The 26,219-nt window shown below is 58.0% G+C and carries 19 protein-coding genes and 5 pseudogenes; 8 read left to right on the top strand and 16 right to left on the bottom strand.

Features of this window, described 5'->3' with window-relative positions; all coding sequences use genetic code 11:
- The first annotated feature begins 760 nt into the window (after nt 1–760).
- The 3 genes and pseudogenes from EN993_RS00745 (at nt 761) to EN993_RS36900 (ending at nt 5,574) form a co-directional block, all read left to right on the top strand.
- Nucleotides 761–4,294, top strand: a complete 3,534-nt coding sequence (locus tag EN993_RS00745; RefSeq protein ID WP_082826570.1) for an autotransporter domain-containing protein — start codon at nt 761–763, stop codon at nt 4,292–4,294.
- Nucleotides 4,295–4,537: 243 nt separating this feature from the next.
- A pseudogene (locus EN993_RS37595) lies at nt 4,538–5,221 on the top strand (integrase); the annotation flags it as partial.
- 116 nt (nt 5,222–5,337) lie between these two features.
- Entirely contained in the window at nt 5,338–5,574 is a 237-nt protein-coding gene (locus EN993_RS36900; RefSeq protein WP_063169293.1) for a hypothetical protein, read from the top strand.
- A gap of 161 nt (nt 5,575–5,735) precedes the next feature.
- On the opposite strand, the pseudogene EN993_RS00730 reads toward EN993_RS36900, so the two are convergent.
- Together EN993_RS00730 and EN993_RS00725 are read right to left on the bottom strand one after the other, a co-directional pair.
- Nucleotides 5,736–5,936: pseudogene (locus tag EN993_RS00730) on the bottom strand (SMC-Scp complex subunit ScpB); the annotation flags it as partial.
- A gap of 93 nt (nt 5,937–6,029) precedes the next feature.
- Nucleotides 6,030–6,290 (bottom strand): hypothetical protein, encoded by a 261-nt coding sequence (locus tag EN993_RS00725; protein ID WP_095769041.1) that lies wholly within the window; start codon nt 6,288–6,290, stop codon nt 6,030–6,032.
- Nucleotides 6,291–6,507: 217 nt separating this feature from the next.
- Between EN993_RS00725 and EN993_RS00720 the strand changes: the two genes are divergently transcribed.
- Complete coding sequence (locus tag EN993_RS00720; protein ID WP_082826571.1) at nt 6,508–8,670, top strand: prolyl oligopeptidase family serine peptidase; 2,163 nt, start codon at nt 6,508–6,510, stop codon at nt 8,668–8,670.
- 38 nt (nt 8,671–8,708) lie between these two features.
- Entirely contained in the window at nt 8,709–9,407 is a 699-nt protein-coding gene (locus tag EN993_RS00715) for an OmpW family protein (protein ID WP_063169295.1), read from the top strand.
- Between the two features lie 307 nt (nt 9,408–9,714).
- Here the strand turns inward: EN993_RS00715 and EN993_RS00710 are convergent, their stop codons facing one another.
- The 8 genes and pseudogenes from EN993_RS00710 to EN993_RS00675 all read right to left on the bottom strand — a co-directional run bounded on the left by EN993_RS00710 (nt 9,715) and on the right by EN993_RS00675 (nt 16,545).
- Nucleotides 9,715–9,915 (bottom strand): hypothetical protein, encoded by a 201-nt coding sequence (locus EN993_RS00710; RefSeq protein WP_244514237.1) that lies wholly within the window; start codon nt 9,913–9,915, stop codon nt 9,715–9,717.
- A gap of 905 nt (nt 9,916–10,820) precedes the next feature.
- Nucleotides 10,821–11,476: pseudogene (locus tag EN993_RS00700) on the bottom strand (IS630 family transposase); the annotation flags it as partial.
- 68 nt (nt 11,477–11,544) lie between these two features.
- Nucleotides 11,545–11,779 (bottom strand): annotated as a pseudogene (locus EN993_RS00695) (aldehyde dehydrogenase family protein); the annotation flags it as partial.
- A gap of 308 nt (nt 11,780–12,087) precedes the next feature.
- Complete coding sequence (locus EN993_RS38290; protein ID WP_063169297.1) at nt 12,088–12,336, bottom strand: aminotransferase class III-fold pyridoxal phosphate-dependent enzyme; 249 nt, start codon at nt 12,334–12,336, stop codon at nt 12,088–12,090.
- Nucleotides 12,297–12,524 carry an aminotransferase class III-fold pyridoxal phosphate-dependent enzyme gene (locus EN993_RS38285; protein ID WP_263485461.1) on the bottom strand — a complete coding sequence of 76 codons (228 nt, stop codon included), beginning with the start codon at nt 12,522–12,524 and terminating at the stop codon, nt 12,297–12,299. The genes EN993_RS38290 and EN993_RS38285 overlap by 40 nt, the downstream gene beginning before the upstream one ends.
- A gap of 221 nt (nt 12,525–12,745) precedes the next feature.
- Complete coding sequence (locus EN993_RS00685; RefSeq protein ID WP_063169298.1) at nt 12,746–14,728, bottom strand: argininosuccinate synthase-related protein; 1,983 nt, start codon at nt 14,726–14,728, stop codon at nt 12,746–12,748.
- On the bottom strand, nt 14,725–15,669 hold the full coding sequence (locus EN993_RS00680; protein WP_082826572.1) for a DMT family transporter: 945 nt from the start codon (nt 15,667–15,669) through the stop codon (nt 14,725–14,727). The genes EN993_RS00685 and EN993_RS00680 overlap by 4 nt, the downstream gene beginning before the upstream one ends.
- Nucleotides 15,670–16,326: 657 nt before the next feature.
- Complete coding sequence (locus EN993_RS00675; RefSeq protein ID WP_029354714.1) at nt 16,327–16,545, bottom strand: helix-turn-helix transcriptional regulator; 219 nt, start codon at nt 16,543–16,545, stop codon at nt 16,327–16,329.
- A 109-nt stretch (nt 16,546–16,654) separates the two neighbouring features.
- On the opposite strand from EN993_RS00675, the gene EN993_RS00670 reads away from it, so the two are divergent.
- Nucleotides 16,655–16,921 (top strand): DUF2285 domain-containing protein, encoded by a 267-nt coding sequence (locus EN993_RS00670; RefSeq protein WP_063169299.1) that lies wholly within the window; start codon nt 16,655–16,657, stop codon nt 16,919–16,921.
- Nucleotides 16,922–17,359: 438 nt separating this feature from the next.
- Here EN993_RS00670 and EN993_RS00665 read toward each other — a convergent pair whose 3' ends face one another.
- Complete coding sequence (locus EN993_RS00665) at nt 17,360–17,593, bottom strand: helix-turn-helix transcriptional regulator (RefSeq protein WP_082826573.1); 234 nt, start codon at nt 17,591–17,593, stop codon at nt 17,360–17,362.
- 115 nt (nt 17,594–17,708) lie between these two features.
- Here EN993_RS00665 and EN993_RS00660 point away from each other — a divergent pair, with 115 nt between their 5' ends.
- On the top strand, nt 17,709–17,990 hold the full coding sequence (locus tag EN993_RS00660; protein WP_063169301.1) for a DUF2285 domain-containing protein: 282 nt from the start codon (nt 17,709–17,711) through the stop codon (nt 17,988–17,990).
- A 438-nt stretch (nt 17,991–18,428) separates the two neighbouring features.
- Nucleotides 18,429–19,385 carry an IS481 family transposase gene (locus EN993_RS00655; RefSeq protein WP_063169302.1) on the top strand — a complete coding sequence of 319 codons (957 nt, stop codon included), beginning with the start codon at nt 18,429–18,431 and terminating at the stop codon, nt 19,383–19,385.
- Between the two features lie 175 nt (nt 19,386–19,560).
- On the opposite strand, the gene EN993_RS00650 is transcribed toward EN993_RS00655, so the two are convergent.
- The 5 genes and pseudogenes from EN993_RS00650 to EN993_RS00635 form a co-directional block, all read right to left on the bottom strand.
- A complete protein-coding gene (locus EN993_RS00650; RefSeq protein ID WP_082826574.1) occupies nt 19,561–20,298 on the bottom strand; it encodes a LuxR family transcriptional regulator in 738 nt (245 codons plus the stop codon).
- An 870-nt stretch (nt 20,299–21,168) separates the two neighbouring features.
- Nucleotides 21,169–22,575 carry an aminotransferase gene (locus EN993_RS00645; protein WP_063169303.1) on the bottom strand — a complete coding sequence of 469 codons (1,407 nt, stop codon included), beginning with the start codon at nt 22,573–22,575 and terminating at the stop codon, nt 21,169–21,171.
- Between the two features lie 190 nt (nt 22,576–22,765).
- A pseudogene (locus EN993_RS37590) lies at nt 22,766–23,186 on the bottom strand (transposase); the annotation flags it as partial.
- 483 nt (nt 23,187–23,669) lie between these two features.
- Nucleotides 23,670–24,176, bottom strand: coding sequence for a TIR domain-containing protein (locus EN993_RS00640; protein WP_063169304.1), 507 nt, complete (start codon nt 24,174–24,176; stop codon nt 23,670–23,672).
- Nucleotides 24,177–24,185: 9 nt separating this feature from the next.
- Nucleotides 24,186–25,046: a DUF4231 domain-containing protein gene (locus EN993_RS00635; protein ID WP_063169305.1), complete on the bottom strand. Its 861-nt coding sequence runs from the start codon at nt 25,044–25,046 to the stop codon at nt 24,186–24,188.
- Nucleotides 25,047–26,219 lie beyond the last annotated feature (1,173 nt).

Raw genomic sequence — 26,219 nt, 5'->3', positions numbered from 1 at the left:
GCATCTTCCGCCCATGCCAGCAGCTACGCCGCCAGAGCGTCATCCGCAGCCTGCTTGATCAGCCATTCGATGTGATTTGACCACATCTGCAACACCTCGCGCTTCTCCTTGACGTTGCTATAGAGATCGTAGATTTCGCCAATGTCTCCGGTGCGGGCTCACAGCCCGTCCATATAGCCGCCAGTCTGCTGCCTTCGAGTGGCCCATGTTGGCCGCGGCCAGGAAGTGGCGACGATTGAAAGGACAAAATCAGTTGCCGAAACTCATCGCAGGTGACGGTCTGGTGGCAATTTGGGCACATCTTGTGTCTCGTCGCCAGTAAACACGGATGCCCGGCAGGAGCTGAGCTCGCTGCCGGCGGAAATCGTAGAGCGCCAGCGACGCATTCTGATCTTTCGTCAGGCAGTCGACCGCCTTGGCATACGCCTCGGCCTCCATCTCGATCGACCTGAACCGGTATCTTGTGCGCCATCCGGACGATCTGGGAAAGCTTGGCCGGGCCGGCGCCTTCCCAGGCGCACGGGAAGCGCGACGACCCATGTGGACCTTGGATTTCACTCCGCACTTACGCTGCTTTGGCCTTGTCAGCAGCCTGAGCATAAAGCGTGCTCAGCTTTCAGGCCGAGCACTCATCCATTGTTGACAGCACCTGTCGTCATTCAGGATCGCCCCATTCTCGCAGGCCGCTTGCAGCTTTCAGGCTGTTGTCAGCCAGGGCCGCCATAAAGGGTCTCGTTAAACAATTCAGGAGGCCGTTCCAATGAACAATCAGTTTGCGAGACTTTTTCGAGGACCAGGTATGCAGGCTTGTTTCAGGACAAAGAACTTTCTGGCGGCAACCACCGCGATGACGACGGTATTCCTGCCGGCTGTGTCTCTCGGGGTGGGTCTGGTAGCATTTCCAACTGGAGAAGCGTTGGCCGACGACCCGATTTCGATCCCGCTGGAGTATGTCGGGGAAGGCCATGACCGCCTGGGCATCTGGGCCAAGATCAACAATGGCAACGCGCAGCGATACGTATTCGACACGGGCTCGGACCAGCTCAACACGCAGATCGGGTCAGAGGTGACCGGGGTCCGCCCGATTGCCGACACGCCTTACGTATATACGTACGGGGACGGAACGTATGGTAATAAGCTTCAGAACGTGGAAATTGATAAATTTACATATGTCGATCCAGATCAAAAGATAACAATCGACGGGCCGTCTGTAAGCGATAAGAAATACCGGGCTGCTCGCATTCTCGATTTTGTCTATACCCATGCGTATTGCAAGGACAACAATCTTAAGTGCACGCCGGGATCCGTGACGGATGGACTTAAAGATATGTATGGTCAGGATCTCCAAGAACCTTATCACGCCGATAAGGAGCAGCGGGCGAAAATGACCGCTGGCAAGATGGCAGACGAAGGCGGCGATTTCGCAGGTACATTCGGGGCCGGCGATTTTCTTGGCAAGACAAGTGTCTGGGGCATGATGGGCAGTGTCACCAGGTCTGGCTACGTGGTCTCCGCCAATGTGAATCCGGATTCCGAGAGCGACCAAACGCCTGGCTGTTCCCCCTGCACGATTGTCAACCTCAATCCAAGCCTCCGGGCCCAATATACTAATGCCATGCCATGGGGAGAACCCGAGGAAAAAGATCAGGATTCTTATCAGAATTTTCCTGGCTCTGGCGCCAATGCCTCGACCGAATACGAAGGCAGCTACAATCTGCAGTACACGGTTAAGGATGGAGCCCCACCAATCACCGACCCCAACAAGACCGCGGTATTGCTCGACACCGGCACACCGGGCGGTGGCAGTCTGGAGATCAGTGATGCGATGCTGAAGCAATTTCAGGATGCGGGCGTCAAACTTAAAAATGTTCGGAGAAATGAGCAACGCGAGATCGTAAGCGCATCGGGCAACATCCCGAGCGTTACAATCGCAGGAACGGATGGCGATCCGGTAAGGCTGGACAATATCGACTTCACCTACACCAGCGGCACGACGGAACAACCCAATGACCAGACCAGTTTTGTTGCCGGTCTTGACTTCTTCAAAAACAGATCGGTCATTTTCGATCTGGAGAAGAAGTATACCGCTTATACGTCACATTTCGTCACTGCCAGCAACTTCTCTACCGATTCATCCGCACCCGAAGGGACCGGTCTGAGCAGGATCACGACGAGCATGGGGAATGAGGGCGGGTTCGGCATAGCGGGTGTCGTCTCCGGCTCCGGATCGCTGACGCTTGATACAAAGACGGTGGTCCGGATGACGAATGTCAACACCTACACCGGCGAGACGAATATTGCTCAGGATGCCTATCTCTCGCTTGCGGGGCTCGGCAACATCCAACGGTCAGCGAAAGTCGTTGCAGACGGCACGTTCGATATCTCCGAACATGGAAATGGCAGCGACTATTGGGGAATCTCCGACGCCTACAACGATGCCCGTATTCGTAGCCTGAGTGGCAGCGGAACGGTCGAACTGGGCAAGCGTACCCTGGTGCTAACGGATTCGAACGACACGTTCGCCGGCAGCATCAACGACCTCGACGTTGATAACAATAATATGGGCGGCAAACTATTCGTTGCCGGTGGCGTGCAAACGCTGAGCGGAAAGAACAATTTTTCCGGCATGACGACGGTCGGTTCCGGCGCGGGATTGCTGCTTGCCGATACAGGTGTGCTTTCCCATGATGCGACCACGTCCGGCTTTCTCGGGAATGACGGGCAGATCGGGGGCACGGCTATCGCAAACAGCGGCGGTGTCGTCGCAGGCGGCGGCACCTACGGTGCGGTCACCATTTCCGAGGGCGGCACGGTCGCTCCTGGCAGTGCGACCGATCCGAGCAGGATCGTCACCACACTGACTGTCACGGGCGATTTCGCGCAGCAGTCCGGATCGATCTATCAGGTCGACCTCGCAAGGTCGTCCGATCTCATCGATGTTGGCGGAGCAGCGGCGATCGACAGCGGCGCGCAGATCGAGCTGCTGCGGCAGGGAACGCTATCGGTCGATGCCCGATATACTCTGCTCTCCGCAGCAGGCGGCGTAAGCGGCACCTATGGCGGGCTGACGGGGGCTCTGGCGACAGACGCGACGCCCTTCGTCGATTTCCAGCTCGTCTACGATGCCAACAATGTCTATCTCGATATCAGCCGCACATCGACGGCGTTTGCCGATGTAGCCAGCACCTTCAATCAACGCTCGGTCGCCGCAGCGGCTCAGGCGCTTGGAAGCGGTAATCCGATCCAGGACAACATCCTGTTCCTGACGGCGCCGGAAGCCCGCAACGCTTTCGATATGCTATCAGGCGAGGTTCATGCTTCCATTCATAGCGGCCTCATCGAGGACAGTCATTCTGTACGCGATGCCGCGAGCGAACGGATCCGTGCGGCGTTCGACGGCGTCGGTGCCTCCAGCGTTCCGGTGATGACTTATGGGCTGGGTGGTCTGGAACTGGCCCCGGCAACGAGTGAGAATTTCGCCGTATGGGGCCGTGGCTTCGGCGCCTGGGGTCATCTCGACAGCGACGGCAATGCCGCCGGTCTCGATCACTCGACAGGCGGCTTTCTGGCTGGCGGTGACGCGGCTGTCGGCGAAAGCTGGCGGCTCGGCCTCATCAGCGGCTACAGCCATACCTCCTTGGAGGCGGACGATCGCGCGTCGTCGGGCTCGAGCGAGAATTACCATCTCGGTCTTTTTGCCGGCACGCAGAACGGCAATCTCGGTTTTCGTTCCGGCCTTGCCTATACCTGGCACAGCATCGAGACCGGCAGGTCCGTGGTCTTTCCAGGCTTCGCCGACAGCCTTTCGGCCGATTACGACGCCGGCACGTTCCAGGCCTTTGGCGAGCTCGGCTACCGTATCAATACGGCTTCGGCTTCCTTCGAGCCCTACGCTAATCTCGCTTATGTGAATTTTGACGCCGATGGCTTCACCGAGAATGGCGGCGCAGCCGCCTTGTCGAGCGGGGATCGCTCGAGCGACACGGCGTTTACCACGCTAGGTCTGCGTGCGTCGACGGTACTGACCCTCGGCACCGTGACTGCTACCGCGCGCGGCGGTCTTGGCTGGCGCCACGCCTTCGGCGACGTCAGGCCGGATACCGCTCTTGCCTTTGCTGGCGGTTCCTCCTTCGCCATCAAGGGCGTGCCGATCGCAAAGAACGCAGCTCTGCTCGAAGCTGGGCTTGACGTAAACATCACCGAGAACGCGACGTTCGGCATCGCCTATCAGGGACAGATCGCCTCGGATGCCCAGACACACGGGTTCAGCGCCAAGCTCGGCGTCCGTTTCTAAATCACCCGCAAAAGAGATTGGTTATGAAGTCAGTGAGTGCATTTTCTTTTACCGTCGTTCTCGGCTCAGCGACGGTGATGTCTGTGTCCGCCGCGCGAACGGACGATGCCTGCTACAACAAGGCACAAAGCCTATGATGACGCAATGTTCAATCGACGACCTGAAGCCAGTCGATGGCGAGCTTGACAAGCTCTACAAGGAGATGGAGACCCGGCTCAAAGAGTCCCGGCGCATGTCCAGGAACTGGTCGAGACCGCGAGGGGCTACAACGCCACCTCGGAGAACACGCGCGACGCCTACCCCAAGGATTGGCGGCATTTTTCCTCCTGGTGCCGGCGCGCTGGCTTCGATCCCCTGCCTCCGGGCTCGAAGGTGATCAGGCTCAATATCAGCGCCTGTGCCTCGGGCACCGCCGCCGGCGATCCGAAGCGTGGCGCCCCTGCCCTTTAGTTTGCGACCATCGAGCGGCGGCTTTCCGGCCTCGCCTGGAACTTTACCCAGCGCGGCCGGCCGTTGGACCGCGCGGAGCGGCATATCTATAAGGTTCTTGCCGGCATTCGCCGCAAGCACGCAAAGCCACCGCGGCAGAAAGAGGCGGTCCTGGCGACGATCTGCTGGCGATGATCGCCACGCTCGGCCACGACCTCAGGGCCTGCGCGACCGCGCTATTTTGCTCCTGGGCTGTGGCGGCGGCCTGCGGCGCTCCGAGATCGTCGGTCTCGACGTCATGCGCGACGACAACAGCGATGGCGCCAGCTGGATCGAGATTTTTGACGGCAAGGGCTGCTGGTCACCCTGCGCGGCAAGACCGGCTGGCGCGAGGTCGAGGTCGGCCGCGGCTCCAGCGACCACACCTACCCCGTAGTCGCGCTCGAGAGCTGGATCCGCTTTGGCCGCATCGCACGTGGACCCCTGTTCCGCCGCATCTTGTCGATCAGGTCGATATAATACGAAAAAGCCGCCGCCATTCGGGACGGGCGTCGGCTATCATGTCCAGCCATTATGCGGCGAGCGGATAGCTTTCGCCGGACCAGGCAGAGAACTTGGCGGCAAAAGCCTTCATCTCGTCGACCGCGAATGTGGTGCGCGGTTGCGAACTCGACTTGCTGGGCGAGAGGGACCTCGCCGAGAAAGGCGCTGACATGAGCGGGATGCTGCTTGGCCAAATCGAGATCCGCAAAGCAATCGGCCAGCGCCGCGTCGTCCAGCTGTACGCTGCAGGGCGCGTTCACGTCGTCAAGACGGATGCCAAATGCTTGCTCATAATGGCCGCAAGGTAATCGTTTCGGGTCGGAGACACAAGTTGCCGCCTCCTTCGCCGTAGAGTGGCCCGATACAATCACGATCGATATTGCCACCTCTTATCGATAGTGATCGCATAGTTCCCTGATTCGACTCTCAACCGCTCATATCAAGCGATTACTTCCATGTATCTGCTGCGCTAGCCCGTCCTGGCCTTGGAGTGTCGCTCCTCACCTCCTCCACCACTCACCAGCCCGATGGGAGTATCGCCCGCCAGCAGCTTCTCCTTGCTGAGCAGCGCGGCAACCTCAATCGCCTCGAAATCGGGCAAATCCCGCAGTGTGTCGAGGCCGAAGTGCAACAGGAAGGTCTTGGTCGTGACGTAGGTGTAAGGCGTGCCAAATTCAGCGGGCAGGCAGACGTTGACCCACAACAATCAAGGGGACGGTGCAGGCCAAGATTGCGGCAGGGCTTGGGCCCCCCACCCTTCTCCTCAGAACTCCGCTGCTTCCAGCTGGCGGCTGAAACTCACAGGCGCAGCCAGCTTGGTCTCTAACAGCATCGATCGCATCATGGTGTCTGCCATGAATCCGTGTGCGTGAAGCGCTCCAGAGCGAAGATGTTGGGCGTCAACCAGGTTCACTCCAATGAGCTTCACTTCTCGAGTTCTGCACAGTGTCCACGACTGGCGCCGGAGGTTGATCCGGTGATTAGGAGGAGCACTCGTTGTCGGATTCTCGACGATGTCGGACATGTGACACAACGCTTCCAGAGCGATCGCATTGTTCCGAAACGATTTTCCCAGTTGGCACGAAGGTTGCGGCCCTATGCGCAAAAGCACTGCGATGCCGCACCGACTGGAAGAACTCATCAATGATCACGCTTTTCGAACATGTGGGCGCCGCTACCGACACTGAGCGTTCCCGAGCCGACGGAAGCCTCTATCCCTTCTTTCTGAAGGCTGTCCGGACATGAACGCATTTGATGTCCGTCCAACGCTTGATGCTCCCGACGACGATCCCTATGTCTGGCTTGAAGATGTAGAGGGCGAGCGGGCACTTGCCTGGGCCGCCGGCCAATCGGCAAGGACTCTGAAGCACTTCGGTGGAACGCAGTTCGAGCGCGACCGCGCGGCTCTGACAGCCATTTTCGACAATCGCGACAATCTTCCCCTGATCGCGCGCCGTAGTCAGTACCTCTACAATTACTGGCGAGATGACGGTAATCCACGCGGACTGTGGCGCCGGACCACCCTTGCCGCCTACATGAAGGCGGATCCCCAATGGGAGCTACTGCTCGATCTGGATGCTCTCGCGGCTAGCGACGGAGAGGACTGGATCTGGGACGGCGCGTCCATCGAGCCGGAGAGACGGGAAAGAGCCGTTCTGCGCCTGTCGCGCGGCGGCAGCGACGCGGTCGTGCATCGCGAATTCGACCTGATTTCTCTGAGCTTTGTCGCCGACGGCTTCAACCTCCCCGAGGCCAAAGGCTACGTTAATTGGCTGGACCCTGACACGCTTCTGCTTTCCAGTGCGCTTGGTAATGGCATGGCCACCCGCTCCGGCTATGCGCGCACAGTTCGACTGTGGAAGCGTGACGCGGATCCCCTCACCACGCCGGCAATCTTCGAGGCCGGGTTCGAAAGCTTCCAAGTGTCTGGTCATTCGGACCGCACCGGCCGCAGCGAGCGCCTTTGGTTCATCGAGCAGCCGGCCTTCTTCGAGAAGATCAGCTGGATCGGCGATAGGAGCGGGCCGAGGAGGCAGATCGATCTTCCTCGCGACGCGTCGTGGCGGGTCTTCGGCGACTGGCTGGCGGTAAGGCCGCGCAAGCCCTGGACGGTGGGAGGCACCACCCATCCCGCCGACGCGCTGATCGTCATCTCGCTTTCCACTTTCCTCGCCGGCGGACGCCGTTTTGAGACCCTGTTTCAACCAGGGGAAAGGCGCTCCATGCAGTCATTCTTCTGGAATGACGGGAAGCTCATTATCTCTTACCTCGTCAATCTCGCACCGCGTTTCGAGATGTTCACTCCCGGCCACCAGGAATGGACGCGCCGAGTCCTGAACACCCTGCCCGCCGAAGGTACTGTCGACGTCTGGTCATTCGATGCGGCAGTTCACGAGACCAATGGAGAGGTCCTGATCTGTGCTCAGGATCCGATCACGCCGCCGCAGCTCTTGCTGTTCGATCTGAATGCCGCGCCGTCTCTCAGCGCTTCAGCAATCCTGAAGCGCAGCCCGGAGAATTTCGATGCATCCGGACTGGTGGTCACGCGCCACGAGGCAGTCTCTATCGATCATGAGCTGATCCCCTATACGCAGGTTGGTCCGGCGAACGGGAACGGAGATGCTCCGATTCACCTTTCCGCTTATGGCGGGTTCGGCGTATCATTCCTGCCCTACTACAACTCCCCGCTGGGCAAGCTGTGGCTCGAGCGCGGTGGCACGTGTGTCGAGGCGAACATCCGCGGCGGCGGCGAGTTCGGCACCCGCTGGCACGAAGCCGGGCGCAGGGAGGGCAAGCGTCTCGCCCACGACGATTTCGCCGCCGTTGCCTCCGACCTCGTGCGAAGGGGCATCACCCTGCCGAGGCGGATTGCCGCCGAGGGTGGCTCAAATGGCGGCCTGCTGATCGCAAACATGCTGACCCGCTATCCTGAGCATTTCGGGGCTCTGTTCTGCACAGCACCGCTTATCGACATGCGTCGCTACACCAAGCTCTTGGCGGGCGCGAGCTGGATCGACGAATATGGCGATCCGGACAAGGTTCACGATTGGGCTTTCCTGAAGGAAATCTCCGCCTATCACGCCGCAGCGCCGGGACAGCCCTATCCGCCTATCCTGATCGCCACCACGAAACGCGACGACCGCGTCCATCCGGGCCATGCGCGCAAGATGGCCGCAAAACTGCAGGCTCTTGGCTATCCCGCTTACTTCTACGAGGCCAGCGCAGGCGGGCACGGCTGCGGCGAGGACAATCGGGAGCAAGCCGCATTCATCAGTCTAGGCACCAATTTTCTCCGCAGCGCAATCGGCTTCAACGATCACCCTCCGGAGACGGCGGAACGCGTTGCAACGCAAGAGGGGCATTTGAGGTCCATCAACAATTCATTCGAGCAGGAGACGAAATAGTGCAGTGCATCCTTTCTGAACATCAAGGAGTGAATCTCATGGCGAGAACGCGAATGGGCGTAGCGCGGGCAACAGCAGCGGCGGTGGCCCTGATCATGGTGGGACAGCAGGCCGTCGCCGCGGAGCCTGCGCAAGCAGAGACCGTCCTGGCGGAGACGGGAGCCTCGGTCACCGAAGCGCCAATCCCTTGGCAGGTCCGCCTGCGGGCGTTGGGCGTCGTTACGAAAGATCTGGGCTACGTTGATACGCTTCCCGGCTCCGGTCTTTCGTATTCGGACACGGTGACGCCGGAACTCGATATCTCGTATTTCTTCACCGACAACATCGCCGCCGAACTCATACTCGGTACCACTTATGCCAACATCGCGGGCCAAGGGACGATCGGAGGGTTGGGCAACATCGGCAAAGTTTGGCTGCTGCCGCCGACACTCACGTTGCAGTACCATTTTACCGATCTCGGCGCGTTCAAGCCTTATGTCGGCGCCGGCGTGAACTACACGATCTTCTACAACCAGGACACTGGCAGCGCTGATGCTCTCAAGGTGAAGAACACGTTCGGCACGGCGCTGCAGGTCGGATTCGACTACATGGTGGACCAGCACTGGGGCCTCAACTTCGACGTGAAGAAGCTTTTCCTGAAGCCGGACTTCGACGTCACGGTGACCGGCGCGAAGCTGACGGGGAAGGCGGAGCTCGATCCCTGGCTGATAGGCGCAGGTGTCACCTACCGCTTTTGAATATCAGAGTGAAGTCTGCTTCCCGACTGCCGGTTTAAATGAAGGGCGCCTCGCGCGCCCTTTTTTACGGTCGACACTGCAGCGCAAGACCTCATGAAGCTATTGTCGGGCGGGGTTCTCTTCCGGCGGACCAAGAAGATGCACTGGCCAACCGGCCTTGCGCCTGAGGTGGAGTGCTTAGAAGCGCTTTGGATCGGGACGGGCTTTGGTATTGTGGGTGGAATGCTTCAGCCAGACCATTTGCCAGCATCGTCTCCCGGACGTCATGTGTGAGCTTCTTTGTCAGCGCAAGGCGAACACGGATCTCCTAGCAGGCCGTTGAAGAAGTGTCCCGTTTGGCCTTGAGGATTGCCTCGTCGCCGTTGTGATAGAAGGTGATGTCGATGGAGCCGTCGTCGAGCAGTTCAGCATGGCCGTCGCCTGTGACCTCGTCCATTTCGTCGAATCCGACCCATGTGAAGAAGACCGTCGACGGGCCGTAGCCGAGTTCGAGGGTTAGATGAGCCAAACGCCAGTGGGGCGTCCTGGGGACGACGCGCGCGAGATTCTGGTCGTGGTGGCCAGCCCAATACGATGTGAGAAGTTGCTGCCGGTGCGGGTACCGGAGGTCGCCGATAGTGACAGCCGATGTTCGACAGCGGCAAGGACATGCTCAGCCGTCAACGCGCCGAGGGCTTGGCCGGGAATGGTGGTGATGGAACCAATCCAGAAAGCGGCGGCTGCCCAGGAGAACGCCTTCGCGGGACTTTGACTCCAGTCCGCACACCCTGCTCAGATAGTCCGAAAAAGAGGTCAGAAGCGGAGCATCCGGATTATTATCTACACTGGGAACAGAAGCATGGAAGCGTTCTGGAGCCACTCGCCGCGCGTTTACCAGTGCCGACACTGCTCCAAGCTGACTATCTGCCATGACCACCTGCCGAACGTAGTCCGTTGATGCCACCGGTACCCTTCGCGGTCTGCTCCAGCGGGAAGATCGGGTCTGATCGACCCTGCTGACCTGTGCGGCGGCCTCTCTCGCTAGGGCGTCCCCCTTCCTGTCGTCCTCCTCCGCCGCTTTCGGCTGCTTTCGGCCCGCCGCCCTCGCCAAGGCGTCGTAGTCGGTAAGCGCGTCCTCCGTCTCCTTTAGGGGCTTCATCGCGTGACTAGAGTTTAGCGCGTGTTTGTAGGCGGCGGACCGAATGGTCGTCGAAATGCCACTCAGCGCCACCGCAAGATGCCCTAGGGCTTCCGCCTCATGATCTGACAGCGGCACGTCACGATTAGAGCCGATTGCCCTGCCTTCTTCCAGTTTCACAATGTTTGTAGTCATTTCCTGCTCCATCGCGTTGACTGAGATACGATGGAGACGGAAGTGGAGAACAAATTTTTACAAGCAACTAAGATGATATTCTCGTCAACGGGACAATAGTGGACGTTGAGGGCGGCGAACAGGGTGGTGGTGCCGTTGCGCTTGTAGTCGTGCCTCATCGTACCGAGCCGCCCCTTCTTCATCGGCAGGCCGGGTGGGTGCGGTCGAGCGCCGGATCTGGCTCTTTTCATCGACCGACAGAACGATGGCATGGGCCGGCGCATCGAGATAGAGGCCGACGACGGCGCGCAACTTGTCGACGAACTTCGGATCATTGGAGAGCTTGAACCTGGCGCCAGCGGTGGGGTGCGAGACCATGCGCCTTCCAGATGCGCCTGACGGCGCTGGCGCTGATTGCGGCGGCTTGCGCCATCATGTCGGCGGTCCAGTGGGTCCTCTCGCCCGGCGGATCGGCAAGCGTCAGTGCCACGACGCGCTCGCCGACATCGGGACCGAGCGGCGGAATGCGCCACTGTCGCGTCTTGTCGCGCAGCAGCCCGTCACAGCCTTCCGCGGCAAAGCGCTCCTGCCAGCGCCAGACGTCGGTCTTCGACTTGCCGATGCGGCGCATGACCTCGCCGGTGCCGACGCCGTCGGCGGGCAAAAGCACTATCTCGGCGCGCCAGACATGCTTTTGCGGGGCGTTGCGATCCCTGATCAGCGCCGTCAGACGGACGCGATCGGCCGACGAAACGGTGAACGATCTTCCTGTGCGCATGCGCCAGACTCGCACGCGCAGGCCAGAAAGGGAATCTCTGATTGGACTCCTATGTCAGGCGGGAACCACTAGACGCCGAGACCGCCGATGCAGACATGTTTGGTGTCGAGATAATCCACGATGCCCTGGAGGCCGCCTTCCTTGCCGAGGCCCGATTCCTTGACGCCGCGGAACGGCACCTCCGGCGTGGTGATCAGGCCTTCATTGACGCCGGTACTTCAGTCCTTCCATCACGCGGAAGGCGCGACCGAGATCGCCGGTGTAGAAGTAGGCCGCGAGGCCGAACTCGGTGTCGTTGGCGAGCGGCGTGCCCGACCTGAGACATGGGTGACGTTTTGTACCGGACACGGATGAAGTGCACCCCTCGGGTGAGCGTTTGCTCGATAATATCCACTGAAGTGAAGCAGTCGGTCTTAATGCTGGAACTCATGCCACCCGACCGACCCGGGAATTCGCAGCAGCGGCGCCGTCGAGTGCAGAACGAATGCCGTCAACCAAGGGGTCGATCTCGCTTTCGGTGATTATATAGGGCGGACAGATTCCAAGCACTTCTCCCATATTGCGGATCATGACGCCGTGCTCGCGGCACCGCCGCTCGACATCGCCGATCCTCAGCTCGGGCGCGAAGACGCGACGGGCGCACGATCCTCGACGATCTGAACCCCCGCGATGAAGCCGCGGCCGCGGGCTTCACCGACAAGCGGATGGTCGCCGAGCGCGTCCGCGAGGGCTCCATGCAAGTGATCGCCGAGACGACGCGCCTGGGTCACGAAATCGATCTCGCTGTAGATCCTGATCGCCTCGGCGGCGACGGCCGCTATCACCGGATGACCGGAGTAGGTGAAACCGTGACCGAACACGCCGACCTTGTGGGCCTCGTCAGCGGCGCATTGATAAATCTTGTCGAGATAATGACGCCGCCAATGGGCAGGTGACCGGATGAAAGCCCCCCGGCGATCGAGAGCATGTCCGGTTCCATCCCAAATGTCTGGCTACCAAACCAGTTCCCGGTGCCTCCGAAGCCGCAGACCACCTCGTCGGACAGCATGAGGATAATTTCTCACTTTCTTGCGAAGATCGGGGGTGTCCACGGTCATTCGTATTACGCGAGATCCGCGAGGCCAAAAACCATCATACCAGAGAGGCGAAACTGCTATCTAGGTGTTTAGATGCAAGAAATTAATCCTGCATTGTTCCCGCACCAGGAACACCCGAGAGGATACCAAGCAGTATTGAACCTTGTTGAAAATGCTCTCGGCGCGCTGGGCGTTATAATTTCTCGAAGGCGATCACAAGGACGTCGCGATAAGCGTACGGCATTTTCAGGTTTTCGGCCACAATCGACGATACATCGTGAAAGGTTTCGCGGTCGTTGCAGATCACAAAATCATTCGGGGAGTTCATTTCGACCTCGCCGAGGAACTCCTTTGAGGCGTCGGTGATCATGCTCATGCCGCCGGTGACGTTGACCCGCCCAATCATATAGCAAGCAATGAAGTCCACCCCGTCCTGGTGAAGGCCCTCGGGTGCCGGTTTGCCATTTACACCATCGCGCGCGACAATCCGGTAGGGATGGATCTTGATATTCCAACGATCATGTCGGGCGGCTTCACATAGAATTCTGCAGAAACCTGTCAGAATCTTTTCTAAGACGGGATGGTCTATAAAGGAGTTTTCAAGGGGCTCGAAGTGGCGCTTGAAGCCGCCATTCAGATGATTGACACTTTTTGATTGTTCGTAGGGGGCGTGGGGTAGGAGCCTAAAGATTCCGTCAGTCGCGTCATATTCAAAAGCGCTATAGCGCCGGTAACGATATGTTCCGCCGTCACGCATGTATTCATCGAGAAGAAGTCGATTCCAATGGTCAGCAAAGTTCTTCCAGGCTGCATCAATTTCGATGCCAAAGCAGGCTTCGGCGCGCTCGCCTTTTGAAAACCACCATCCATTTGTCACCAGACCGTCAGTGCATTGTTGACTGAGGTTGGCCGGCGCCTGGGGTGCGTTGTTTTCCACGGGTGTCTCCCTTTTGGTGACTTGGCGAGGACGGAACGCTTTGGACAACGCTATGTGGGTTGCGGCTTGGTATTCCCAAAGGTCGCGGTCCCTAATGTATCTCGGCGTCCTGGCTCGGATCGACCGAGGTAAAAAGCGTGTGTGATCGACTATGTAGCTGACGCTCCCGCTAACGCCCTCGAGGGCGGATGCAATGGCCCGTTCGCACATCTGGTGAATAGTACTGCCCCATGCACCTGAAACCGCCTCTTGGGACCAGGCTTGCTCAAGCCCTTGCTTCAAAACGATTGATGCCACGTCAAGAGAAGCGGTTTCGAGGTGACGCAGCGCGTCGAAGATAATGGCCGCGGCAGGGGCCTCGCGGACTTCGAGAACCTTTTGGCCGGTTGTGATGTGTTCAAGCCCGACAAAGCGGCCGTGCCCGAATTTGCCGACCGTGTTATTCAGGAACGGGATTGCGTCGACCAATGCAACATCACGGTCATCAATTGACACGAGACTTCCGTCTGCAAACCCGAGTTTGATCTCTACCGGCTGCTCTGCGGGAATGTGGCGCGTCCAAGCAAATGCCTCCTCGGGGATGGAAAAGTTCTCGGGATCTTCCAAAGGCCCCGACTCGAATTCCCGACACCAGAGGTTTTCGTCCGCGCTCCACGTGCGGTCCGCCACAAAAGTCGCTCCACACTTGGACAGGTCGGAGGTCTTCTGTTGTCGGGATATCACAGAGCATTCATACGGACTGCCGAAGTTGCCGGAAAATCCTGAGCGCTTAATGCTATTGTTAAGGCGCGGAAGACTGTTTTGAGAAAGGTTTGCTGTATGAAGAACCAGCCGTGAGTTGATTGACCTAGCATGATTAACAACCAAAGATGCGATTATGGGACGGCTCAACGAACTGCTCAACGGATAGATGCCAAGGTACTTGGCGTGGGCTCGAATGGCTGATTTCACGCCTTGTTCGACAAAGGCATCCCGCCCTTCGAGGCAGACAAAGCGCGCGCCGAACATGGCTGCCGTCCGTTCCAACAAAGGCTGATCGATGCGCGTTCCGACATCCGCTGCGACAGCTTCAATGTTCGCAAAGCCAAGGCTTTGCAGCTTGTAGAGAAGATAGGTGCTGTCGAGACCGCCGCTGAACATGGTTGCAACTGGTGCGGTTCGGTCCGGAAAAGCCTCCAGATCTTCAAAACTCGAAATGCCGCCGATGGCGGGTTTGGTGGAAGCCAAGATGGGGTTCATTTGGATGTCCTGCTCTCAAACCAGATGCCAGCAAACGTCGCAGCGAGGACGAGGCCTGCGCCTATCAAGCTCGGTACTGTCAAAGGCTCATTCAGAAGAAGGTGCGCTAGAACGAAACCAAAAAAAGGTTCTGTTCCCATCAAGAAGCCAACCCGTGTCGGTGTGGATTTTCTCACTGCGGCATTTTGAATGTAGAATGCAGCGAGGGTGCAGAAGAGTGCAAGGAAGGCAACAGCGCCCCAAAACTGAAGGGTGGCCCTCACAACAAGGCCTGAAATTCCGAACTGAGCGACGGCCAAAACGAAAGTAAGTGTTGCCACCGTCGATCCTTGGATGGCCGTCAGGGCTGCAGATGAAATCTGCCGGCCGGCCAGAAGGCGTTTGGTGGAAACGACCATAACCGCTCGCAGAATCGCGGCCCCCAAGACAAGCGCGTCACCCGGGCTGAACCTGCTGATCCCGCCAGTGAGAATGCCGACACCGATGCACGCTATGGCAGCACTTGCCAAAATGCCCGTAGGTGGAAGTCGCCGTGATAGCCCATAGTCGATGCTCGGCGTGAAAATCACACAAAGCGATATGATCAAGGCCGTGTTCATTGCGCTTGTCGATGCAACGCCGTAAGTTTCAGCAATAAAGATGCAAAAAAGTATTGTTCCCAATGCGAAGCCGCGGATGAAATCGCCCCAGGAGACCAATGCGATCTCATGTCTTGCAGCCACTGCCGTAATGATCGTAGTAATCAGGAAGCGATAAAGAACAAGTATCGAAACCGGCGCGTAGAACAGTGCGCCTTTCCCGACCGGATAGCTCGCCCCCCAAACGAATGCGACTCCCAGCAAGGCTAGATCCACCGAGAAAGATGGCGTCCGTGTTTTCCTGACAGGTATTGGAGAACTTTCGAAAACGTCCACCTTCAAAGTTTCCTTTGTGTTAGCCATCCACCCCTGCTGCGAGGGTCAAACAGATCAGGTCGTTCAGCCTCTTGGGCGATCCGTGCCGCGGCGTACTTGTTTTTGGTAACGCAAGTGCCGTGCCGATTCGGAAAACCATTGCTAGACAACAACCTGGTCGCCTTGATAGTTCGGCGGTTCATGTCCATTGTTGTCAGAATGCCGACAATGACTTCAACTGCAGGGATCCTACCGGCAGGGCCTCAAGGCGAACACGCGGCTCCAAGATGCCGACACGATGGCTGGTTCAGCCATGCTTCGACAGTTGCCTGTTTTTTCAGTTCCTTTGCTGTTCGTGCGCTAACCGCAACGCTCCATACTAGTCTCGCGTGGCTGTCCCCGTGGGGTGGGCGGCAGAAAGCGATTAGGCCCGCTGAAAGAGGCGAACCGCATCCGAAGGATCGTAACCAAGAGAAGGACCTGAAGCGAGAGCGAAGGTTGCGGGAGGCCGCGGCGGGCCTAAAAGGCAATGCCGACCGCCCCAGGAAAGGCTGACAAAAACCGCAGCGGCCGACTGTCCAATAGGGTGCGCCGGGCCAGGGCGAGCCAAATGGCAGGGGCTGCCGGGGGACCCTAAGAAAAGCCTGGGTTCACGAGCACCCGGCGCGCGCCATCAGGCGGCCAGCTACTTGGAGGGCGGGTGTATCATGCCTGTTTGTCGGGCCGAACCAGATCCATGTGGCTGACGCCGAGGGCCAATGCCAGTTCATAGATCGTGATAATTGTCGGATTTCTTCGGCCTTTCTCCAAGCCGCTGATGTACTGCTGACTGAACCCGGAAATCTCCGCAAGCTGCTCCTGCGTCAGGCGCTTCCTTTGCCTGATCCTCTGCACATTCCGTCCGACCAACTTGCGCATATCCATGCACGCAAGCCAGCGGATCAGGCGGCTTGAGTTTATCAACTATAATATGTAATCCACATTTAGCAGGCACAGGGCTTCGCGGGTCCATTGGCCGGAGATAGAATTAGCGATGTTGCAGCCCAGATCGAACACGCCGTTCGCCGACGAGGTCCCCTGGTCGGACCGCATTACAGCCTACGACAAGGACCACTTTACAACCTATATGAGGCTCCTGGACGCCTCGGCCGACAACGCCACTGAAGAGGAAATGGCCAAAGTGATCCTCGGCATTGATCCGGCACGCGAACCTGAGCGCGCACGCAACGTTCTTCGCAGTCATCTCGACCGTGCAAACTGGGTGGTGACGAGCGGCTACAAGGATTTGTTCGCCAGTTGACGAAATGGGCGGTGCGGTCGCTTCGCTTCAAGCAACGAAGTCGCGCAACCGCCATGCATCGACGTATCACCACAGCGCGGATGGCCCAGCGCTTCGCTGTCTCATCATTTTGTCCTCCGCTCGCCAATGGCTGCTTCCCAGGAATGGGTGCGGCGGCGAATCATGACAGGAACGGGTCCGCCGTCTGAGCCGCACCGCATCCGAAGGGCCGGATGGACAACCTACTGAAAGCTCACAGCTGGCTAAGGGTTGCGGGACGCCGCGGCGGGCCTAGAAGGATGCGGCGCCACCTGCTGAGAAAGGCACAAAACAGAGCGAATTGCGAGAGTCTAACGACGCGCTAGGAGGCGCAGCGGAATGGTCGAGACGCCAGAGCCAAGAAAATCGGGGCTCGACCCACCGGCACACGGCACGCGCGGTGATGGGCGCGGGCGCCCACTACGTGCGCAGGCTCAACAGAATCTCACACGGATCAGCATCGAGGGCCGCAGTTACGTCGAGAAACTCAATGACATCGAGACGCCGTTCGCCACCCTCATATTTCGCCACGAAAGATTGCGGACGACCAAGCTTCTCAGCCACCTGCGCCTGCGTCAGCCCTTTGACATTGCGCAGTGAGATCAACTGGGCCAGAAACCGCTGGTGGCGGGGAGATCGAAGAGATTTGGGCATTTAGGTGAACCGGCAGGTAGAGACCGGCTCAGCGACTAATCCCCGTTTCGGATTATCCCATTTTGGGATATTCTGCCTTGGATCCAGCGATCAACATGCGAGGTTCGCGGCAGACATGAATCAATCAACGGGAACAGATAGGACTCAAAGCTCAACACTGCTCGACGAAGTCCCTTGGTCTGACCGTCTTACCGCCTACGACAGGGCGCACTTTACCATCTATATGAGGCTCCTGGACGCCTCAGCCGATGAGGCGCCCGAAGAGGAAATGGCCCAACTGATCCTCGGCATTGATCCGGCACTTGAACCGGAGCGCGCCAGGAAGGCGCTTCGTAGTCATCTCGACCGTGCGAACTGGATGGTGACGAGCGGCTACAAGGAATTGTTCGCCAGCTGACAAATTCGCAGTGCTCGGTCATAGAAGCGTTCCTGTGCCATTGGTCAGGCTGATCGGGGCCTGCACCACAGACGCGCCGGCAAAATGGACCCGGTGGCGAGCACAATTCAGTTCCCAGGAAATCGGGGTTTGGCAACTGTCCGAGCGTCTGACGTGATAGAAGGTTCCGCTCTGTCTGGATGGGTATTAGCCCGGAGCAGCACTCCATATCGTACCGGCGCTCGACGAAGGGTCCACCTCTTCGCTTTCAAGCCGCATAACCGATAGCCATCGCCCTAAGTCAAGGGTTAGAGATTACCGGCAGGCAGGTATGCAAGCGGGCCATCCTCGGAAACTATATAACCGCACGACTAGCTGTGAGCTTTCGGGAGGTTGTCCATTCGGACCGGACCGGGGAGACTGGAGTTACCAAGCTTCAGCACTCACCGGAGGGTCCGAATGAACATCCATAAGAATGCCCGTCTCACACCGCTGCGTCGAGAGGAGATGGCGCTGTCGGTGATAGAAGGCGCTTTCTCCAAAGCCCATGCGGCGCGTGTCTACGGCGTGTCGGCCAAGATCGTGGCGCGCTGGGTCGAGCGCTACAAGTCCGAAGGGCGGGCCGGCATGATCGACCGTTCCTCGCGGCCCGCCAATATGCCGCAGGCCACCGCTGCGTTGATCGCCGAGCGCATCATGGCGCTGCGGCGGCAACGTTGGACCGGCAAGCACATCGCCCATGAGGTCGGCGTCTCGCCCGCCACCGTTAGCCGGGTTCTCAAGCGTGCCGGACTGTCGCGGTTGCGGGATATCGAACCGGCCGAGCCGATCCGACGCTACGAGCGCGAGCATCCTGGCGAGATGATCCATATCGATATCAAGAAGCTCGGTCGTTTCGAGCGCATCGGTCATCGCATTACCGGCAAGCGCACCGGCAATGCCAGCTCGCGCGGCAGCAGTTGGGAGTTCGTCCATGTCTGCATCGACGACGCCTCCCGCATCGCCTTCTCGCAGATCCTGCCCGACGAGAAAAAAGAAAGCGCCATCGCCTTCCTCAAGGCGGCGGTGGCCTACTACGCCAGCCTCGGCGTCACGATAGCCCGCGTCATGACCGACAACGGCTCCTGCTACAGATCAAAGGCCTTCGCCAAGGCCTGCCGCGATCTCGGCCTCAAGCACGTCAGGACAAGACCCTATACACCCAAGACCAATGGCAAGGCCGAGCGCTTCATCCAGACAGCACTGCGCGAATGGGCTTATGCCATCGCTTATCCGACTTCAGATCACCGCGCCGCAGAGTTGCCGGTCTGGCTGCACAGATACAATTGGCACCGTCCCCACGGGAGCCTAAAGTCCAAAACACCTATCAGTCGCCTCGCTCTAACCGAGGACAACCTGTTGAGGCTCCACAACTAGCTCGTCAGCGACGACACACCCGCTCGAGCACCCATAGACTATGATCACCGGCGCGGACTGGAAGAATACGGCTGCATCGCCCGAGCCGGCGGAACAGAAGATCTCGGCATCCAGTCAACGCTCGATACAAAGCGCGCGATCGAATGGCCCGAGCACAAGGGGATCAAAAAGCTTCTCAGACAATTGAGGACCCTTCGGACCCCAAAAGGGCTATAGCCTGATTTTGGGTTCGCACGCCTAGCTTCTTCTTGGCATTGTCCAAATGAAAAGCGATCGTGCGTGGCTTGATACCCAAGATGCGGCCGGTCACCCAGGCTGAATTACCCCGCGCTGCCCACCTCAGGCACTCATATTCGCGGGATGTCAGCGAAACCCCATCCACTGTTCGATCGCTCGGCAATTTGCGGCGAACGCAACGATGAAAGCAGGCCGCCATCAGTTGAAGAGCTTGTTCGTACCGCTCAGCGACCCGAAGAAATACTGGACGAGGCTCATCGGCGGCAAAAGTAACCGCAGCGATGCGGCCGCGGAGATCGACAATTGGGATCGTCAAACCGCAGCAGATGCTGAATTGAGCCGCCTCATCGAATAGCTGCTGTTGAGCCGGCGACATTTTATCGCCTCCCAAATTCGATCCCCAGTGAAACGGGCAGCCGCCATTTCGAGCACGCAAGACCACAGGATCGAGTTTCTCATACTGATTTTCCAGATACTGTCTGGTCCAGCGGGGTGGATAGTTTGAAATTAACCTCGGTTTGCCGGAAGGCCGTGCTGGCAAGGAGAGGTAGGCAAAGAAGATTAGGTCAAGTCGTCCGGCCGCCTCAGCCATGGCATCCCGGAAATCTGCCTCATCGATACTCTGTGACAGTCTTTCAAGGAATGTCTCGAAAACAAGTGGCATGTGCCTCGTCATCGTCGCGCTCGATTCTTCCTCTTTCTGCACGCCTTCCGGCTGCGTCGTGTATGTCCCGACAAACGTGATTGAATTCGCGGGCGTCGCTGGGCTGACCGGGCTCCAGAATGCTGCCACACTTTCGATCTTCGTCGGTCATCCCAATCATGCTGGGCTCACCCGATGGGCGTCTGGCAGACGCCTCATGATCTCAACAGCTCAATCAGAGAATCTCCATGCATTAAATCATGACCGCCCCTGCACCGACCAAATCAGGAGAAATCATCCTGCGCTGACCAAAAGCCATCATTGACCCCAGCTTTTGCAGGAATTTGGGTCGGCATTAGCATAACAATTCGGATAGCCGCTCATCCCCCACCCGGGGCGCCGTGATCCGCAAAGAAGTGTTGCGATGCTTTCTTTTCTTTGATAGGCAAATCGTCTCAACAATATTAAAATGCCTTTCCTTGTGAACGGGGTGGCGTGTGAGTATCGTCCTTCTATATACCTGACGTGATAAAATTCACCGCAATGATTATGGCCCGCTGCAATGATGTAAAGGGCACGTCTAAGCTCAATCTGCATCGGAACGTGCAGATGACCTTTACCAGACCCTCGATCCCGCACGGGCCATAATGATACTGATTACGTGGGTCAAAAAGGGCGCCCTGCCGGCGGGGAGGTACACCCGCAGGGCGCGCCGCACAGAGGTCCTGGTCGTTGGGCAACAGGACAGCGGCGGCAGAACTGATTCGGTTACAAATCGTGACTGAAATAGCCCGGAGCATGCTCAAGATCAGATATCTGGAATTCAACAGTTTTGGGTCTGCTCGGCGCAGTAGCGCGCAGGGACATGCCTGCCTCCGGACTCGCTCCTTCGCGATCGCAAAATCATACGGCACCCTCGGCCTTCAGCGCGCGATAGGTGGTATCGACCGACTTTACCGTCGCGTCGACAATGATGTCGATCTCTTTTCGGGTAATGATCAGGGGGGGGGCATAACCGAGGATGTCGCCATGCGGCATGGCCCGTCCGATGACACCATTCTCAAACAGAGCAGCTGCAGTGCGCACCCCGACCTGAAGGTCGGGTTCGAATGGTATCCTTTGTTTTGGGTCCCGCATCATCTCTACGGCCGACAGGATACCCACTCCGCGAACTTCACCAACGATGGGATGTCCCGCCAGCTCGGCCTTCATCCGGTCTTGCCAATACGGTCCAACATCGCGGACATGCTCCAGAATATTTTTTTCTTTAAGCAGTCGAATATTGGCGAGCGCGGCTGCGGCACAAAGCGTGTGCCCCGAATATGTCCAGCCGTGGCCGAGTGCGCCGTGCTTCTCAGTTCCTTGTTCCAAAACCGACCAGACACGGTCGCCAATGATTGACCCGGAGATGGGGAGGTAGGCGGAACTCAAACCCTTTGCGATGGTCACGAAATCCGGACGCATGTTATACAGGTGGGAACCGAACTTCTCGCCGGTTCGCGCGAAGCCACAGACCACTTCATCCGCGATTAGAAGGATATCGTATTTGTCGAGCACCGCTTGAATGGACGTCCAGTACCCTTTGGGGGGCGGCACAATACCTCCTGTCCCAAGTACCGGCTCTCCGATAAAAGCTGCAACCGTTTCCGGTCCTTCGGCCAGGATCAAGGCTTCAAGCTCATCGGCACAGCGCCGGGAGAACGCTTCCTCGCTCTCCTCGACACGCGCCTGGCGGTAATAGTGCGGCGTGGTTGTATGGCGCACCAAATCCAGAGGCAGGTCGAAGAAATTGTGAAAGAAGGGAAGGCCAGTTAGGCTACCCGTGACCAATCCAGACCCGTGATAGCCGCGATTTCGCGAGATGATCTTTTTCTTTTCGGGCCGGCCAAGAATGTTATTATAGTACCAGACCAGCTTGATGTTGGTTTCGTTGGCATCGGAACCGGAGAGGCCGAAATAGACCCTTCGCATGTTCTGACCGAAATACTCGACCACGGCCTCTGCCAACAGGGCGACCGGCTCCGTACCTTGGCTGGCATAGACGTGCGCGAACGGCAATTCGTGTGCTTGCCTGGCAATGGCCTCGGCGATCTCCGTGCATCCATATCCCATGTTGACGCAGTAGAGTCCTCCGAAACCGTCGAGGCTCCTTCGGCCTTCGGTGTCCCAGATATAGACGCCTTCCGCACCGGCCATAATCCTATTTGGCGTTTCGCCTCGGCTGTGCTTGGCCAGATGCGTAGAAGGATGGAAGACGAAGCTTCTATCCTTCTCCCGGAGTTGCTCGGTTCCCAGATTGCTCAAGCGCATGTCCCTCTCCTCGCGATAAATTGGCGGAGGGCACTCGGCCAGCCACCTGTTTAGCAAATAGCATACCGGAAACGTCCCTTGAGTTTCTCGGGAATGCAGGTTATTCGCCGTGAAATTCGCGGGATCGGCCCGAATTGCCGTGAAAACTAAGGCGTCACCTTCGCCTTAGCCGAGGGTCGGGGGCGCGTCCTGCAAACACGAACAGCTTACGACGCGCATGCGCCCAGCATAGTGCCCGATTAGCGGGCGATATTGACGGATGAATAGCGCTCGGGACGCTGTTCCCGCCGGCCGCGCGAGGCACGATAGAGCGCCGGCGGCCATGTTCCGCCGAACTGCCGGTCATCCCTTACATTCTGACGGTCCGGATCGGTCTTGCCCTTCCCAAGGGTGGTAATGAGGTGATCAGGGGCAAAGCACATTCGCCTCGATCAGCAGGCAGCGGGTTCCGTGCCGCGGCACAGGCTCCAACCTGGTTGGCCAGCGCTGAGAGGCTGAGGTCGTGCCCTCGCGCATATTGATAGCTTTGGCGGTGCGGCGGCTGGTGCTCGGCAGACTTCTCGAAGGAGCATAGCCAGAAGGTTCGGCCCGGCAAAGACGCGCGGCGAGAGCTCCTTGCCATTGACATCTTGATTCGCAGCCGACCAGCGCCGCCAAGTTCTATCGTCAGCGTGTTGCCTTTCTTGCGATCGCAAATTCGTGGTTGCTGCGCAGGGCGAGCCGAGCTGCGGCTCGCAGGAGGGGGCGAGCCGACAGAATTGCGCGGCCTGAAAAGCTGCCTCCATCAATGCTGGCCGCTCGTGCAGTCTCGAAACGCTGGATCAAGCCTCAAACATCGAACAGCCGCTCCTTTTCCTCGCGAAACCAGCGCCCTCGCGCGACATGATCTTGTCTGACGATCCGACGCTTCGAGCGGGGCTCCTCTAATAGGTTGCACATGACCTGCAGCTTTCAGCCAAACTCAGCAAATCGGACGTCGTGCTCTTCTTATCATCGCTCGGCAAGCTCGGAACACGCTGGCGGACGTTGCTAAGGCTAGTCGCCGCCAGCGGATGGCGAGGATGTTTGGGCGGCTAAGTGCTTTTAGGTGGCGATTATAAGCCGAGATCGCGATAGGTGCTTTCGCCATAGCTCCTGGCGCCATCGCCACGCTGAGCGTTTGAAAGCCGATGAAATTCGCTCGGCCAATTGGCTAGCGCGTGCTTGATGGCCTTCATCTTGAACGGCACGTGCACAACACATTTGTCCCTGATGATAGGCGGACAGCTCACATCTTGTTGCCGCGAGCCGTTAAGGTTTGCTGCGATTATCGGCAGACCTAGATCAAGAGCCAATTCCATTTCCCAGCGCACGAAGCGAAAAAGGTTTTTCGTCTTCTCACCGATCAGGACAAGTACCTGGCTCGATCCATTCATTCTGTTGCGAAGATTGCGTTTAACATAATCTTCGTCCTGTGCTCGGCTCGTCATATTGTCCAGATCGTGAGCGTTCGCGAATTCAAAACTCACATTCTCGCTGGCGTTCCACCCTTTCATAAAGCGGTATGCCCAAGCGTCTTCATCGCCGTCAAATATTACATAGGTCGGATCGCTGTATGCCATTGTTGTCTCTTAGTTGTTTTGACGAGCAACCCACTGGGTGTGCTCCCGTGAGAAAGCCAGTTCGGCTTCGTTCACCGCGGCGGAGAATGCCTCATCCGAGTTGGCGTCCGTAATAAGGTCGGCAGTCAAGCCGATCTCGTGAGCTGTCAACGTGTAAGCCGATGCCAATTCGTTAAATTTCTTGATCTGGGTCCACCCAATAAGGGAGGCGGCGATGACAATTAGCGGCTCGGTCGGCCAGCCTGGCATCGCGGGGTCAGCGATGCGTACTACGATGAACGAGAATCCCAGAGCGTATGCAAAAATACCAAGGCCCATCCAGACTTTCGCGGACCTCTTGTTCGAGCGCGCCTTCTTCTCGTACCACTTCCGTTGGTCGCAGATTCGTCTCTGCAGATATAGGTCTTTTCTTTCTTTTAGCGGGGAGTCCCTTATCGACATCATCTGGTCGGTTGTTTGGGGGGATGCTGAATCGGTGCCGCTCAACGCGCTACCAAGGTGACGATTGCTATCAAGGATACCTTCCATGAGCTTTCGAAAATCAGCTCTGGCGTCAGCGGCGCGCGCGTCATCGAACGGCTGTGCTCGCATCGCGAAGCGCCAAGTCAATGTCTTCACCGACTCTGCCAGAGCTCGAGCCTGATACCAGACCTGCTCGGGCTTTGTGACCGACCGGAAAATGAGGACTCCCATTGAGCAAAGAAATACCGCAGCATAGACACCGAAATAGGCTTTTGATGGCGACAAGTCCAAAGAGAGCACCGACGCTAAAAAAAGAAGAACGTACTCTGCCCGGATCAGGCGCAGAAACGTCGCCTGCTGCTCGTTGGATGCCACGTCGGCGCTATTATAGAGTCCAGGATATTTCATTTTTGAAGCACACCAGTCTATTTTGTGGCGGTAAATTCTTTAAGCCAGGATTTGGCAAACGTGAGGTTAGCAGTCGAGCTTACAGAGCCTATTCTTGAGCGAGGCGCGGTCCCTCTGTTCATAAACAGGAATGCAGGTCCTGTCCCATCAATGTAAGGGTATAGGCCCAAAAATTCTTGCCCGGAGAATGTTTCCGAAGAATTTTTTGCCACGGGCAGAACCGCTACCGCGGTCCGAAACCCATCGAAAAAGCCAAGCTCCCAAGGCATCCATCTGGATCCTGGAGAATTGTTTGAATGCACATAGATTAGCGTCTTTGACTGCCTCATACGGGTCCGCAGCAACTCGGCGGTGGCCGAGGAGACTTTTGTGCGGTCCAGTTGTGAATCTTCGACCCAATCTACGTAAGCAGTGAACCCAAGCTCCTCGAAAATTCGCTTCACACCGAGAACGATCTCTGCGTCCTTGAAAGAATGTGACAGAAAAACGTCGAATGACGATCTGGCTGTAGCTGCGGCCGTCTCTTCCTTTAGAACGATCGATGCGGCTCTATGTCCTCGACTGGCATTCGCAACTCTTTTCAGCTCTGCCTCGGTCAGTAGCACTATTCAAATCCCCCCATGATCTGTTCGCAATCTATGAACTTGACGCCCATTCGATTAAGCGACCCTTGTCTTGTGAAAACTGGCACCATGCTCTCCAGCCGGTAGCGCAACCTCCACCTTCTCAAAGACCACGTCGGGTGGCAGGAGTGACCGGCCTTGTCACCCACCTACGCGATCCCGGCACAGCCATGCTCCTCGCTTAGAAGGCTGCGGAGACCAGCAATGTCAAACAGGACAGACGATCTCCTAATCTCGAACAGCAACGAACTTAGGACGTAAAAACGCGATCTCCGAATGTCCGCAGGCGTCGAGGGCCGGGTTGGTCGCCAAGGCCGAGCGGGCCAGCTTGCACTCCCGCTACCCGTCGGCTTGCCAAACCCTCGCTGTAGATTTCGCCCCCTACACGGATGCGCTGACCGCGACTAAGCTCAATCGCCACTGATCGCCAATCCAGGGCGAAAGTTCCCCCCTTGAAGTAGCGGTAGAGGCATTTTTCGGCACTTCGCATCTTAGATATGGACGCCTCCTCAACCAGGCACGATCCGGTTTGGCTTCTCGCCGTAACCGT

The sequence above is a fragment of the Mesorhizobium sp. M7D.F.Ca.US.004.01.2.1 genome, from assembly GCF_003997785.1.
In the GTDB taxonomy this organism is placed as follows: Bacteria; Pseudomonadota; Alphaproteobacteria; order Rhizobiales; family Rhizobiaceae; genus Mesorhizobium; species Mesorhizobium loti.
Note: the sequence above shows the minus strand (reverse complement) of the source record. Positions and strands in the feature narration are given on the sequence as shown.

Coding starts and splice junctions, on each gene's coding strand:
- EN993_RS00725 (WP_095769041.1), bottom strand. CDS start 6,290: ATGTCCGACATCGTCGAGAATCCGACAACGAGTGCTCCTCCTAATCAC.
- EN993_RS00720 (WP_082826571.1), top strand. CDS start 6,508: ATGAACGCATTTGATGTCCGTCCAACGCTTGATGCTCCCGACGACGAT.
- EN993_RS38285 (WP_263485461.1), bottom strand. CDS start 12,524: ATGCTGTCCGACGAGGTGGTCTGCGGCTTCGGAGGCACCGGGAACTGG.
- EN993_RS00655 (WP_063169302.1), top strand. CDS start 18,429: ATGAACATCCATAAGAATGCCCGTCTCACACCGCTGCGTCGAGAGGAG.
- EN993_RS00640 (WP_063169304.1), bottom strand. CDS start 24,176: ATGGCATACAGCGATCCGACCTATGTAATATTTGACGGCGATGAAGAC.
- EN993_RS00675 (WP_029354714.1), bottom strand. CDS start 16,545: ATGGATATGCGCAAGTTGGTCGGACGGAATGTGCAGAGGATCAGGCAA.
- EN993_RS00670 (WP_063169299.1), top strand. CDS start 16,655: ATGTTGCAGCCCAGATCGAACACGCCGTTCGCCGACGAGGTCCCCTGG.
- EN993_RS00685 (WP_063169298.1), bottom strand. CDS start 14,728: ATGAACCCCATCTTGGCTTCCACCAAACCCGCCATCGGCGGCATTTCG.
- EN993_RS00715 (WP_063169295.1), top strand. CDS start 8,709: ATGGCGAGAACGCGAATGGGCGTAGCGCGGGCAACAGCAGCGGCGGTG.
- EN993_RS00645 (WP_063169303.1), bottom strand. CDS start 22,575: ATGCGCTTGAGCAATCTGGGAACCGAGCAACTCCGGGAGAAGGATAGA.
- EN993_RS00635 (WP_063169305.1), bottom strand. CDS start 25,046: ATGAAATATCCTGGACTCTATAATAGCGCCGACGTGGCATCCAACGAG.
- EN993_RS00665 (WP_082826573.1), bottom strand. CDS start 17,593: ATGCCCAAATCTCTTCGATCTCCCCGCCACCAGCGGTTTCTGGCCCAG.
- EN993_RS00650 (WP_082826574.1), bottom strand. CDS start 20,298: ATGACGAGGCACATGCCACTTGTTTTCGAGACATTCCTTGAAAGACTG.
- EN993_RS00745 (WP_082826570.1), top strand. CDS start 761: ATGAACAATCAGTTTGCGAGACTTTTTCGAGGACCAGGTATGCAGGCT.
- EN993_RS00680 (WP_082826572.1), bottom strand. CDS start 15,669: ATGGCTAACACAAAGGAAACTTTGAAGGTGGACGTTTTCGAAAGTTCT.
- EN993_RS00660 (WP_063169301.1), top strand. CDS start 17,709: ATGAATCAATCAACGGGAACAGATAGGACTCAAAGCTCAACACTGCTC.